Source organism: Xanthobacter wiegelii (genome assembly GCF_043193855.2).
GTDB classification, from domain to species: domain Bacteria; phylum Pseudomonadota; class Alphaproteobacteria; order Rhizobiales; family Xanthobacteraceae; genus Xanthobacter; species Xanthobacter flavus_A.
In genome coordinates this window covers 2047440-2059513 of record NZ_CM195529.1, presented here as the reverse complement: position 1 = coordinate 2059513, position 12074 = coordinate 2047440, and the positions used below count along the sequence as shown (strand labels likewise).

The window sequence follows — 12074 nt, the reverse complement described above, 5'->3', positions numbered from 1 at the left end:
GGCCGTCCGCTTCGCCCTCGACCGCCAGGCAATGCCTGTGCAAAGCCGCACGAGCCCACCGTTACGGCGTGACGGCAGGAAAACGGCTCCGGAGACGCATGAGCGCGGGAGGCGAAGTCCAGAAACAAAAATAAGCCTTACAATAGTACGATCACCAGCTTGTGCGCACGCGAAGTACACGCTATTGGCGCATACAACCTGTACTTCCCCCAGCGTGTGGACCAACGGCCCCCCCGGAGCGACTCCAGATATGGATTTCCAGGTCCAGACTGTGCTGTCGGTCTCGGCCGTGGTGGGCATGCTGCTGGCAGCCCTGCAACTTCTGGCCGGCTGGCGGCTGCGGAAGCGCTGTCTTTTCATATGGGCGCTCGCGAATCTTTTCCTCACCTGCGGCTGCGTCTTCTTCGCGGCGCGCGCAAGCATCGGTCTTCCGGCCAGCGCACTCATCGGCAATGGCTGCGTCCTGGTCGGCATGGGCCTCGTCTACAGCGGCATCCGCATCTTCGATGAACGCCCCCCTCGCCTGGCGACGGTCGCTGCGGTGGCGCTGCTGGGCACAGGCCTGCTCGGCCTGTCGCTATGGAGCGGCGACAACATCACCGACCGCGCGACCGTCATTTCCCTGCTGGTTGCCTGCTGGAGCGCAACGGCGGGACACGCCCTGATGCAGGTGCCGGGCGGCGGCCCGATCATTTCCCGTGTCGCTTCGTCTATCGTGCTGATGGTGGTGGCCGCCGGCTACACGATCCGGGGCGTTGGCGTCCAGTTCGCACTGATGCCGCTACCCGGCAATGGCGGCGCTGTGGAGGTGCTGATCGCCATTGTCGGCCTCGGCCTCGCCATCTGCTGGACTTTCGGCAGCCTGTTCATGGTGCTTGAAAAGGTGGCTTCGCGCGACGACCTCACCGGCCTGCTCAACCGCCGCTCCGTACTCCAGCGTGGCGAGGAACTGCTGCGCTTCGCCAGGGCTCGGCGCCTGCCCTTCTCGCTGCTGCTGGCCGACCTCGACCATTTCAAATCGGTCAACGACCGCTTCGGCCACGACGTGGGCGACCTCGCGCTGCAGCGTTTCGCGGCCCTGGTGCCGCAGAGCATCCGCACCAACGACGTGGCAGGTCGCTACGGCGGCGAGGAATTCTGCATCCTGCTGCCGGGTGCCGACGCCAAGGCTGCGCTCGTCATCGCCGAGCGGTTGCGCGGGATCGTGGAAGCCGAACTGGGCGAGGTCGCGGGGCGCGACATCGGCGTCACGCTCACGGTCGGGGCCGCGACCTATGTACCGGGGAGCAGCGGGGCGGACACCATCGCCGGCCTCATCGTGGCGGCCGATGGCGCCCTCTATTCAGGAAAGGCCCAGGGGCGCAACCGCACCGCCGTTGCCGTTCCGCCGGTGGGCGAGGCGCCGAGCGCTCCACGGGAGACGCCGGGCCACGGGGCCATCGCCGCCGGGCCGTCGCGCTGAAGCGGCGGGGAGGGACCCGGCCTATTCCGGGACCAACCGCCCCCTGTAAACCACGGCATCACCCGGCCCCTTCGACGGATCCGGAGCGGCCGCCGGCTCGCGCGTGACCACCACCTGCGTGCCGGCAAGACCCTTCCGACCCAGTCGAGCAAGCTCGGGCAGGCGCTCCGACAGGCCGGAGGAAAAGGTGCCGATGAGGCGCGCGCCGGACGTGGGCGACACGAGCCACAGCCGGAAGATCTCGCCCTCCGGCGGCGCCGGGGCGAAGGAGCGTACATGCACGGCGCCGCTGTCCGGATCGATCCGCACCGACACCGCCGGCAAGGGCTCAGGCTGCATCACCGCGACCCAATAGCCTTCGCCCGGCCAGACCCACTCGCGATAGGCCGCGATGCCGCCCAGCCCCAGGCAGAGCAACGCGAGCAGAAGTGCGATGCCGCGCCAGGGACCGTGCCGGACGACGACCCGCGTGGGCGCGTTCGGCTCGTCCGGCAGGGCCGAGACCTCGCCCGAGGCCACCTCGGTCGCCCAGCCCGGAAGCGGGGCCTCTTCGCCCTTGTTGCCGGCGGCAGGATCGGCGGAGGGCGCCTCAATCGATGGCGCCTCTGCGGGCGCCTCAGCGGACGCGGCGGCGGGCGCAGGCGCATCGACGGCTTCGGCGGAGGGCGACCCGGCAGCCTCCGGCTGGCTCTCCCCTTCCTCGTCGCCTGTTGAACCTGCGACCTTGCCAACGTCAATGGCGGTGGGCGCCGCCTCGGCCTCAATCTCAGCGGGGAGCGAAAGCTCAGCTGCCGGAACAGCCTCGGCGGTTCCCACAGGCTCCCCCTGCGGCGCGGCCGGCGGGGCCAGCACTTCGGCCGCTTCGACGCCACCCGCTTGGGCCACGGGGACCGGCGGCTCTGCAGACGCCTCCGGAGCGGCCGCGTCCGGCCCGGACGGCGGTTGGCCGTCCCCCGCTTCCGGCTGGACAGAGGCGGCCTCCACGAGCGGCTCGCTTCCGGCGGACGGTGTCTCGGCGATGGGCTCCGGCGGCGGGTCGGGCTCAAGGAACATGAAGGCCGGGGGCGGCGCCAACGGCTCGGGCGTGGGGCGCGGACGCGGCGGAGGCGGCGGGGCGAGCTGAAGCGGCGCCGTCGCCTCCGCCAGCCGGGTCGGCGGAGCAAGCGTCGGGCGCGGCGGCGCGAGCCCTCCCGCCTGAGGCGTGAGGGTGGCGGACCGGAGGTCGCGGTGCGGCCCCTCGGGCGCACGGTCCGGCTCCGTGATCCGGCCGGGCGGTGCGGCTGGAACGGGATCGAGCGGCGGAAAGGAACGCCGACGAGACGCCCTCTCCGCACCGCGAGACGGCTCGACGCGGCCCTGCTGTTCGCTTTTGCCGAGGCCGAACAGCCGTCGCACCCGCGAGACCGCGCCTTCCCCTGTGCCCGCCGCGGACCGGAGCGGTCGGCCTTCCGGCAGTGCCGGCCGGCGCGGCGGATCGGGCGAGGGTGACAGCCCGCGCGGCAGGGTGGCCCCGCGCAGCGCGGGCGGCGCGCTCCGCAGGTCCGAGGCGATGGCCCGCCAGATCTCGGGCGACGGGATCACCGGCACCGCAAGTTCATGCAGCGGCGCAAGCCGGCGCTCCCACAGGCGGACGAGGCCCGCGAACTGCGGGTCGGCGGCGCAGCGGGCGCGCACGCGCCGACGGTCGTCATTGTCCAGCGTGCCGAGCACATATTCGGCGGCGAGGATGCGGTCGGCATCCGGGGGCGCCACGCGCTCCGGCAGGCGGCTCGGCGAGGCCGGGCTCATGACCGCCGCCCCATGAACTCGTTGAGCTGGTGGATGCTGCGGGCCATCCAGGCGCGTATGGCCGGTGCCGGCGCATCGAAATAGACCGACAGCGCCTCGTAGCTCCAGCCGTCATAGAAGGCGAGCAGCAGCATCCGCCGCCGCTCCTCCGGCAGCCGGCCGAGGCAGGTCAGGAGGCGGGTCAGGGCCGGGCTGCGATGGTGCGAACCGATAGGGTCGCTGCCGCGCTGGGCGGCGTCGAACGGTTCGAAGGCGTCGCCCACCGGTCTCTGCCACGCCATGTCGAGGGCGCAGCCCCGCGCGATGGAGACCATCCAGCAGACGGGATCTTCATTGGCCCGCAAAGTATGCGCCTCGGACCGCACCCGCCGATAGGTCTGCCGCATGGCATCGGCGGCCAGTTCCGGCCGGCGCAGCAGGCGCAGCACGATGCCGTAGAGCTTCGGGCTGGTCAGCCGGTAAAGCTCTTCGAACGCGCGCAGATCGCCGGCGGCGACCGCCTCGACGAGGGCATGGACTTTGCGGTGGGGAGTCACGGAGTGCTCGTGCTCGGGGTTTGGCCGTGCAGAAGCTACCGGAGCGGTCGTCCCCAATGGAAGCCTTAAGGTTGCAGGAATCCGCCGCGGGAGGCAAAAACCGTCTCCCGCACCGCAGCGACGGTTACCCCACTACCCCCTTGAAACGCAAGCTGGACTGCGCTCAGAGCCGCACCGGCGCGGTGGGCCGCAAGGGGGGACGGCGGGTTGCGTTGTCCACACGGGACGAACGGTCCATCTCGCCGGCCGCCTCCACGAGGGCGAGGTCGGCTTCCGCCTCGGCGAGCGTGGCCTTGGCCTCGTCCTGCTGCACCTTGAGGTCGTCGGCCGAGCGGCGCAGGTTGTCGCGGCGGTTGCGGGCGGCGAGGGCCAGCGGCGGGTAGGCGAAATGGCGCGGGTCGGTAATGCCGGACCGCGCCTCCTCGGCGGCGATGTCACGGTCGAGTTCCTGGGCCATGCGCTCGAACTCGGCAATCATCGTGTCGATCTGGGCGAGGCGCCGGCGCGCATCGTCGATCTGGAACCGCTTGGCACGGATCAGGGGGTCACGCGACTTCATCGGCGTCTACTCCGGTACTTATGACGCTGCCCTTCGGTCATTGCCCATGTTGCCTGCCAAGCTGACTGCCAGGCTTTCTGCCAAGCTTCTGCCAGGCTGCCCGCTCATGTGCGCCGGGGCCTCCGGGTGATGAGAATGTCCTGTGCTGGTTGCCCTTTCCTTACCTGCGGCGTCGCTGTTGCAGGAAAATCGCACGAACCGCCCCGGCGGCAACCAATCGTTTACCGCCTTCGTTAATGATGACGCTACGGTTCGGGTGATGCGCCGCCGCGCCATCAGCTGGACGCCGGATCAAGGGGCTCGGGTAAGGGGTGGTCGGGCGTTTGCGTGAGCCTGTGGAAAAACCTTAAGTGCCTGAAACGGAGTCAGTCTTGACTCCCATGCACAAAGATTTTTGCGCAGACTCTTGTGGTCAGGAATCGAGTTCTGTTAACGATTCTACACACGTAACGCGAATCACCCCGATGGCCGAGCAACGAAAGTCGGCGCCGCCGCCTTTCGGCTAGTTGCGAGGAAAGGGATAGCCATGCGCGTCTTGCTCATCGAGGACGACAGTGCTACGGCCCGAGGCATCGAATTGATGCTGAAGACCGAGAGCTTCAACGTCTATACGACCAACCTCGGTGAGGAAGGCGTGGACCTCGGCAAGGTCTACGAATACGACATCATCCTTCTCGACCTGAATTTGCCCGACATGTCCGGCTTCGAGGTCTTGCGCTCCCTTCGCGTGGCGAAGGTGAAGACGCCGATCCTCATTCTCTCGGGCCTCGCCAATACGGAAGACAAGGTGAAGGGCTTCGGCTTCGGCGCCGACGACTACCTCACCAAGCCCTTCCACAAGGACGAGATGGTCGCCCGCATCCACGCCATCGTGCGGCGCTCCAAGGGCCACGCCCAGTCGGTGATCCAGACCGGCGATCTCATCGTCAACCTGGACACCAAGACCGTCGAGGTGGAGGGCAACCGCGTCCACCTTACCGGCAAGGAATATCAGATGCTGGAGCTGCTCTCGCTCCGCAAGGGCACCACCCTCACCAAGGAGATGTTCCTGAACCATCTCTACGGCGGCATGGACGAGCCCGAGCTCAAGATCATCGACGTCTTCATCTGCAAGCTGCGCAAGAAGCTGGCCAACGCGTCCGCCGGCAAGAACTACATCGAGACCGTATGGGGCCGTGGCTATGTGCTGCGCGAGCCCATGCACGGCGCCGAGCGCATCGCGGTCTGATCCCCTTTCCCCTTCCCGCTTCGACATGAGGCCCCGCTCCGGCGGGGCCTCATGCGTTTGGGGCCGGCTACTTCGAGGGGGCACGCGCCTCGGCGCGGGCGAGCCAGGCCTTCATGAAGGCGATCTCCTCCTCCTGCGCCTTGATGATGCCCTCCGCGAGCTTGCGGATCTCGGGATCCTTGCCGAAGGCGAGCTCGACCTTCGCCATGGCCACGGCGCCCTCGTGGTGGGGGATCATGCCGCGCACGAAATCCACGTCGGCGTTGCCGGAATAGGCGATGTCCATATCCTTGTGCATCCGCGCCCCGGCCGTCTTGAACGCGGCGGTGGAGGGCGTGTCGGCGGCAGCCGGGGTGCCGATGGCAGGGGACATGTTGTGCATGTCGTGCCCGCCGGGCATGGCCGACTGAGCCGCCGCCGGGGCGATGGACAGGATGCCGGCGCAGACGGCGGCAACGAGGGTGAAAGGCACGGCCGCGCCAAGGCGCGCCGCGAAGATGCGGGACCGCATGGGTCTCTCCTCATAGATGGAACACGTGTTCGGCGCCCTGGGGCCGGCACCGTGGCCGTCAGGCCTGGTGTCGCGGGGGCGGGAGCTGGACCTCGGGTCCAACAGCCGGCCGTTCGCCCGACAGGGCAAAGCCGACGCGTTGGCCGGGACCGTCCGGTCCGGGCGCGAGGTCGAGCGTCGGCACGACCCAGTGGCAGGTCATCAGACAACCCGAACCGGAGCAGCAGGACGGGCCGGAAGGCATCGACGGGCCGCCTGCGTGGGAATGGATCGGAAATTCAGCCGGCGAAGCCAGTCGCGCCTTTGCGGGCGACGGATGATGCGTCGCGGATGCCACTGACGGTCCCGACGCGACATGGACCGTCGCGTCACCGGCACCGGTCGTGTGCGCGCTTCCCGCCGCCGGAGCCGCCCGCGCCGTTTCATGCGGGCAACCGGCGTGGGCCATGGCGACGCCGGTCGCTGCCACCGTCACCGCAGCCACCAGCCCCAGCGCGCCGCAGAGCAGCGCGACAAGCAGGAGAAGCCGGGCGGCAACGCTCATGCCACGTCCTCGGATAGGATCAGGCAGCGGTCAGGGTAACCGTATCGCCGTCCTGGGTGAAGCCGATGGAAAGGCCGCAGTCGCTGGCCAGCAGGCCGGCATAGAAGGGCTGCACGGAATGGGCGTCGAGCCCGCCCTCGGGCAGGGTGCCGTTGGCCAGTGCCTCGATCCCCTGCGGAATGCGGGCGCTTTGGCCGGTGGAGACGAGGGCGAACGTCACGTCGTCCCCCTCCCCCGCCCCGGTGACGCGGATGACGCCGCCGCGGGGCACGGTGGTGCCGGCCAGCAGCACGAGGTTGAGCAGCAGCTTCACCCGGTTCTTGGGCAGCAGCACACGCGGCAGCGTCCATTCCAGCGCCGTGCGCTGATCCTCGATGACACCGCGCACCACCTGCTCGGCATCCCCGGTATCAAGCCGCGCACCGGCCGAGCCCGCCGCGCCGAAGGCGAGCCGGGTGAACTGAAGCCGGGCCGAGGCCTGCCGGGCGCTCTTGGCGATGAGGTCGAGGGCGACGTCGCGCATGTCGGCGGCGTTCTCATCCTCGAGCACCTCGAGGCCGTTGACGATGGCGCCCACCGGGCTGATGACGTCGTGGCAGACCCGCGAGCACAGGAGCGCGCCGAGATCGAGGGCGGAAACGGCAAGCGGAATGCGGGGGGCGTCGGCGGACATGACGTTTCCCGGGGCGGCGACGGAGACGGCGCCGGGCACCGCATGCGTCTCGAACAGCGAATCCGTCTCGAAGGACGGCCGGCCCTGATACACCGCTGCCGGGAAGGGCCACAAGCGGCGCCGGCCCGCCCGCCGCATCGCCCCCCCGCATCGCCGCCCCGCATCGACATGGGGTCCGCGCCCGTCTAGAGACGCCTGAAGCGAGACGATCGAGACCCATCATGACCCAGCGCCCTCCCCGCTCCCCCGCGCCCACCGATGCCGCCATCCTCGCGGGGCTGGCGGAGGCGGCGCTTGAGGCCGGCGTTGCCATCCGGCGCATCGAGGCCGAGGGCATCGACCCCAGCCACAAGGCGGACCTCAGCCCGGTGACGGCGGCCGACCATGCGGCGGAGGCGATCATCTGCGCCGCGCTGGCCCGCCTCCTGCCCGGCGTTCCCGTGGTGGCAGAGGAGGCCATGGCGCTGGGGGCGCAGGTGAACTGCGGCAACCGCTTCGTGCTGGTGGACCCCCTCGACGGCACCAAGGAATTCATCTCCGGCAACGGCGAGTACACGGTGAACATCGCTTTGGTGGAGGATGGCACGCCGGTGCTCGGCGTCGTCTATGCCCCGGCGCGGGCGCTGCTGTTCGCCGGCCGGCCGGGCGCCGCTTTCCGCGCCATCCGCGCGCCGGGCGCCGCGGTGGATGCGCAGGACTGGACGCCCATCGGCTGCCGCAGGGTGCCCGAAGGTCCGATCGTGGTGGCGGCGAGCCGTTCCCATGGCGATCCCGCGACCGACGCCCTGATCGGCCGCTACGCGGTGGCCGAGCGCATTCCCGCCGGCTCGGCGCTGAAGTTCGGGCTGCTCGCCGAGGGCAAGGTGGACCTTTATCCCCGCCTCGGGACCGTGATGGAATGGGACAGCGCGGCCGGCCACGCTTTGGTGGCGGCGGCCGGCGGCAGCGTGACCCGCCCGGATGGCAGCCCGCTCACCTATGGGCATCAAGAAAACGGCTACAAGGTCCACGGCTTCATTGCCTGGGGCGCCGGCGGCCCGGCGCGGGCGAACTCCGCCGATTAACGTCGCGATAACACGCAGCGACGATGGTGATTGTGGCGCAACGGCGCGGGACAAGCGACCGAGCGCCTTTGCCCGGTCACACTGCTCGCCATAATCGGGCCGATTCGAATGTCCGTCGTTTGCGAGTCCGCCGCCCGCCCGCCTGCTGAAGCCCTTCGGCCGAAGCCCACCGCGAGAGACCCCATGCGCTTTTCTCCCTTGCGCTTTGCTTCCGTGCGCTTCTCTTCACGCCTCCTGAAGACCGCCCGCGCGCTCGCGGTCGCAATGGGCGTTGTCTCTGGCCTGCCGCTCGCCGCCGGGCTCACCCCGGCCGCCGCACAACAGGGGCCGGCGCCACAGAACTATTCAACCAACGAACTGGTGAGCAAGGGCCACTCGTTCTTCGGCAGCGTCTCCCGCGGGCTGGCGCTGTCCATCGAGAAGGCGGTGGGCCAGTGGGGCCAGCCGAACGGCTACATCCTCGGGCAGGAAGGCGCCGGCGCGTTCATCGGCGGCCTGCGCTACGGCGAAGGCGTGCTCTACACCCGCAATGCCGGCGACATGAAGGTCTACTGGCAGGGCCCCTCCGTCGGCTGGGATTTCGGCGGCGACGGCGCCCGCACCATGATCCTCGTCTACAATCTGAAGAGCGTGGACGACATCTTCCGCCGCTTCGGCGGCATCTCCGGCTCGGCCTATCTGGTGGCGGGATTCGGCATGACCGCGCTCGGCGCCGACGGCATCGTGGTGGTTCCGATCCGCTCGGGCGTGGGCGTGCGCCTCGGCGCCAACCTCGGCTACCTCAAGTTCACCCCCAACCCCACCTGGAACCCCTTCTGAGCAGTTCCCCCGCGCACGGCGCTGGCACGGGCGCGCGGGCCATGGCATGAATGGCGCTGGCGCCCGCCGACGGGCAGGCGCGGCTCAGGTGACGGCGGTGTCCTTGCCGGCGTGCCTCTAGGCGAAGGGCGAGTGCGCGCGTGATCGAGCAGATCATGTACTTCATGCTGGGCGTGCTGATCGCCACGCTCGTGGCTCTGCTCGTGCTGCCCGCCGTCTGGCACCGGGCCGTCCGGCTCACCACCAAGCGGGTGGAGGCGGCGGTTCCCATCTCGATCTTCGAGGTGCAGGCCGACAAGGACCAGCAGCGCGCCTTCTTCGCGCTCAATCAGCGGCGGCTGGAGCTGCAATCCGACGCCATGCGCGACACCATTGTCGCCAATGCCGCCACCATCGAGACCCAGCGTCAACGCACTTTCGAGCTGGAGGGCGAGCTGAAGACCCTCCAGGCCCAGCACGCCCTACTGCAGGCAACCAGCGCCGAGCGCGACGTGCTGCTGGGCGAGACGCAGGACCAGCTCACCGACTGCACGGCGACGGTCGCCCGTCTGGAAGAGGCGCTGGCCGATCGTGTCGCCGCCCTTGCCGCGCTGGAAGCCGCGCACGGCACGCTCACCGGCGATGCGCGCGCGCAGGCCGAGGCGTTGAAGGCGCGCGAGGAGGCTCTCGCCGCCGCCCGCACGCGCATCACCGCCCTGGAAGCGGACGTGGCGAGCCTGGGCGCCCGCCTGTCCGACACCACGCGCCGGCTGGAGGAGACCTCTGCCACCCTGGACGCAGAGCGCGCCGCGACCCTTGAGGCCCGTGCCATCGCCGCCCAGGCGGCGACCGAGCTTTCGACCGATCTCACCGAGGCGCAGGAAGCCCTCGCCCTGAAGGTGGCGGAAAGCGAGGCGCGCGCTCAGGCCATCGCCGCCCTTGAGGCCGAACGCGACCGGCTGGCCCAGTCGCTTGCGACGGCCGAGACCGATCTCGACGCCAACCGCGCCGTGGTCCACGCCTTCGAGCAGCGCCGCGCCAGCGAGTTCGTCGCGGCCGAGGCCGAGAACCGGCGGCTGGAAGATGCCTTGCGCATGCTCAAGGCCGACCATGCCCTCATGGAAGAAGCCGTGCAGCGCCGCAGCGCCGATAGCGGCCCGCCGGCTCCCGTCCCCCTTGCGAGCGAAATTGCTCCTGCCAACGCGGCAGACAACGTGCTCCTGCGCGAAAGCATGGCCGACCTCGCCGCACGCCTCGCCGCTTTGACCGCCCGGATGGAGGGCGACGGGTCGCCCATTCGCCAGGCAGTGGCCGACGGTGCCGCCGGCGATCTCGCCGCGCGCATTCGTTCGCTTCTGGACCAGACAGACGCGCCCGCAGACGAGGAAGAGGCCCCCGACGCCGACATGACCGACGCCGACATAACCAACGCCGACATGGCCGACGCCGACATGGCCGACGCCGCGGCCGAGAGCGCTTCGGCGGGCGGCGCCGTCCGCCGCAATCGCAAATCGTCGCGCAGCCGGGCCGCCGTCTGAACGTCAGGGCGGCAAGGCCGGCGCTTGGGCAGCCAGGAAGAACGCATGGGTGATGCCGCTTCCCCCACCGGCCGGATCGACGAGAAGATCGCCGGGCTCGCGGACTGGCGCGGCGATGTCCTCGCCCGCGTGCGCGCCCTGATCCACGAGGCCGATCCCGAGGTGACCGAAGCGGTGAAGTGGGTGAAGCCCACCAATCCGGCCGGCGTGCCCACATGGGAACATGCCGGCATCCTGTGTACGGGCGAGGTCTACAAGGCCTATGTGAAGCTGACCTTCGCCAGAGGCGCGGCGCTGGATGATCCCGCCGGGCTCTTCAATGCCAGCCTTGGCGGCGGGACTCGCCGGGCCATCGACATCCGCCAGGGCGATGAGGTGGATGCCGAAGCGTTCAAGGCCCTCATCCGCACCGCGGTCGCCTTGAACCTCGAACGCCAGCCGCCCAAGAGCTAGCGGCAGCGCCTATCGCGAGGCCACCGTCAGTTCGTCGAGCCGCGCCCGCATGGATCGCGGCAGATCGGGGAAGCGGGACGGCTCGACGAAATCCGCGGCGCGATAGGGCGGCGCCTTGGTTTTACCGGTGAAGACGCGGCTGCCTTCGGATGTCATCACCACATCGCCGCGCTTCAGGGTGGGATCCGCCATCACATCGACATGGGTGAGGCCGCCGACCTTGCCGTTGCAGGTGCACCCCTCCACCAGACGCTGGCGGAAGACATAGGCATTGGGCAGCTCCGAATAGGGCTTGCCGTCGCGGGTGACAGCGCCATCGATGCCGCGCGCGGGGTCAGACGTGCTCACCACGGTCATGTTGGCGGCGGGACAGAAGGCGGCGCATTGCGCGAGATCGCTCTTCTCCGCCCCCGCGCGACCGGGAAGCGGGAAATAGCGTCCGTCGCAGGTCCGCACGCAATAGCCATGGCCGCCGCCGCTATAGCTGGGCGAACCGTAGATGATGCGGGGCGTCACGATGATGCGAGGCTGCTCCACAGGACGATAGGAGGGCCGTCCGCCGAACAGGGCTGAGAAGAAGTCGCCGAGCGGTGAGCCGCCGTGGGACGGGAACAGCCCGCGCGACTGAGCCCATGCGTCGTTGCCGAGCGGAGCCAGAACCAGCATCAGCCCGACCGCGACGGCGGAAAGCAGCGCTCGCAGCCCCTTCCCCGCGCAAGCCAGCCCGACATGCTGTACGCCTTGCCCCAATCGCACCGCCATGTCTCCACCCATTTTCAGGAACGCCCGGCGGCTAGCCCCCGACCGCGCGTCGCAAGCCCTCTGTCACGCGGCCCCCGCAGAACGGCGCCGCGTGCGCATTTCAGCATTCGCGGGAAAGAATGGAGCGTGACACGCGCGAAGCCGCAGGCACCCCCCAC

At 69.7% G+C, this 12074-nt stretch carries 13 protein-coding genes; 6 read left to right on the top strand and 7 right to left on the bottom strand.

All coding sequences use genetic code 11. The annotated features are described in order from the left end of the window. The first annotated feature begins 250 nt into the window (after window positions 1-250). Window positions 251-1462: a GGDEF domain-containing protein gene (locus V5F63_RS09530; protein WP_394102266.1), complete on the top strand. Its 1212-nt coding sequence runs from the start codon at window positions 251-253 to the stop codon at window positions 1460-1462. 21 nt (window positions 1463-1483) lie between these two features. Here V5F63_RS09530 and V5F63_RS09525 read toward each other — a convergent pair whose 3' ends face one another. The 3 genes from V5F63_RS09525 to V5F63_RS09515 all read right to left on the bottom strand — a co-directional run bounded on the left by V5F63_RS09525 (window position 1484) and on the right by V5F63_RS09515 (window position 4345). Further along, window positions 1484-3250, bottom strand: a complete 1767-nt coding sequence (locus V5F63_RS09525) for a hypothetical protein (protein WP_394102265.1) — start codon at window positions 3248-3250, stop codon at window positions 1484-1486. Further along, window positions 3247-3786, bottom strand: coding sequence for an RNA polymerase sigma factor (locus V5F63_RS09520; RefSeq protein WP_394029316.1), 540 nt, complete (start codon window positions 3784-3786; stop codon window positions 3247-3249). Before V5F63_RS09520 ends, V5F63_RS09525 begins: the two co-directional genes overlap by 4 nt. 163 nt (window positions 3787-3949) lie before the next feature. After that, window positions 3950-4345, bottom strand: coding sequence for a flagellar export protein FliJ (locus V5F63_RS09515; RefSeq protein ID WP_209488797.1), 396 nt, complete (start codon window positions 4343-4345; stop codon window positions 3950-3952). 526 nt (window positions 4346-4871) lie between these two features. Here V5F63_RS09515 and ctrA point away from each other — a divergent pair. Then, window positions 4872-5573 (top strand): response regulator transcription factor CtrA, encoded by a 702-nt coding sequence (gene ctrA / locus V5F63_RS09510; RefSeq protein ID WP_024279602.1) that lies wholly within the window; start codon window positions 4872-4874, stop codon window positions 5571-5573. Window positions 5574-5640: 67 nt separating this feature from the next. On the opposite strand, the gene copM is transcribed toward ctrA, so the two are convergent. From copM to chpT, 3 genes are read right to left on the bottom strand one after another with little or no spacing between them, the layout of a single operon-like run. Next, complete coding sequence (gene copM, locus V5F63_RS09505) at window positions 5641-6084, bottom strand: CopM family metallochaperone (RefSeq protein WP_394102264.1); 444 nt, start codon at window positions 6082-6084, stop codon at window positions 5641-5643. A gap of 58 nt (window positions 6085-6142) precedes the next feature. Further along, on the bottom strand, window positions 6143-6628 hold the full coding sequence (locus V5F63_RS09500) for a hypothetical protein (RefSeq protein WP_394102263.1): 486 nt from the start codon (window positions 6626-6628) through the stop codon (window positions 6143-6145). Between the two features lie 19 nt (window positions 6629-6647). Beyond that, window positions 6648-7301 (bottom strand): histidine phosphotransferase ChpT, encoded by a 654-nt coding sequence (gene chpT, locus V5F63_RS09495; protein ID WP_209488794.1) that lies wholly within the window; start codon window positions 7299-7301, stop codon window positions 6648-6650. Between the two features lie 221 nt (window positions 7302-7522). Here chpT and cysQ point away from each other — a divergent pair, with 221 nt between their 5' ends. The 4 genes from cysQ (at window position 7523) to V5F63_RS09475 (ending at window position 11154) form a co-directional block, all read left to right on the top strand. Then, a complete protein-coding gene (cysQ, locus tag V5F63_RS09490) occupies window positions 7523-8365 on the top strand; it encodes a 3'(2'),5'-bisphosphate nucleotidase CysQ (protein WP_209488793.1) in 843 nt (280 codons plus the stop codon). A gap of 264 nt (window positions 8366-8629) precedes the next feature. After that, window positions 8630-9184, top strand: coding sequence for a DUF1134 domain-containing protein (locus V5F63_RS09485; RefSeq protein ID WP_394029425.1), 555 nt, complete (start codon window positions 8630-8632; stop codon window positions 9182-9184). Window positions 9185-9324: 140 nt separating this feature from the next. Further along, window positions 9325-10701, top strand: coding sequence for a coiled-coil domain-containing protein (locus V5F63_RS09480; protein ID WP_394102262.1), 1377 nt, complete (start codon window positions 9325-9327; stop codon window positions 10699-10701). A gap of 45 nt (window positions 10702-10746) precedes the next feature. Continuing rightward, window positions 10747-11154 (top strand): DUF1801 domain-containing protein, encoded by a 408-nt coding sequence (locus tag V5F63_RS09475; RefSeq protein ID WP_394102261.1) that lies wholly within the window; start codon window positions 10747-10749, stop codon window positions 11152-11154. 9 nt (window positions 11155-11163) lie between these two features. Here the strand turns inward: V5F63_RS09475 and V5F63_RS09470 are convergent, their stop codons facing one another. Continuing rightward, entirely contained in the window at window positions 11164-11820 is a 657-nt protein-coding gene (locus V5F63_RS09470; RefSeq protein ID WP_394102260.1) for a DUF2865 domain-containing protein, read from the bottom strand. Window positions 11821-12074 lie beyond the last annotated feature (254 nt).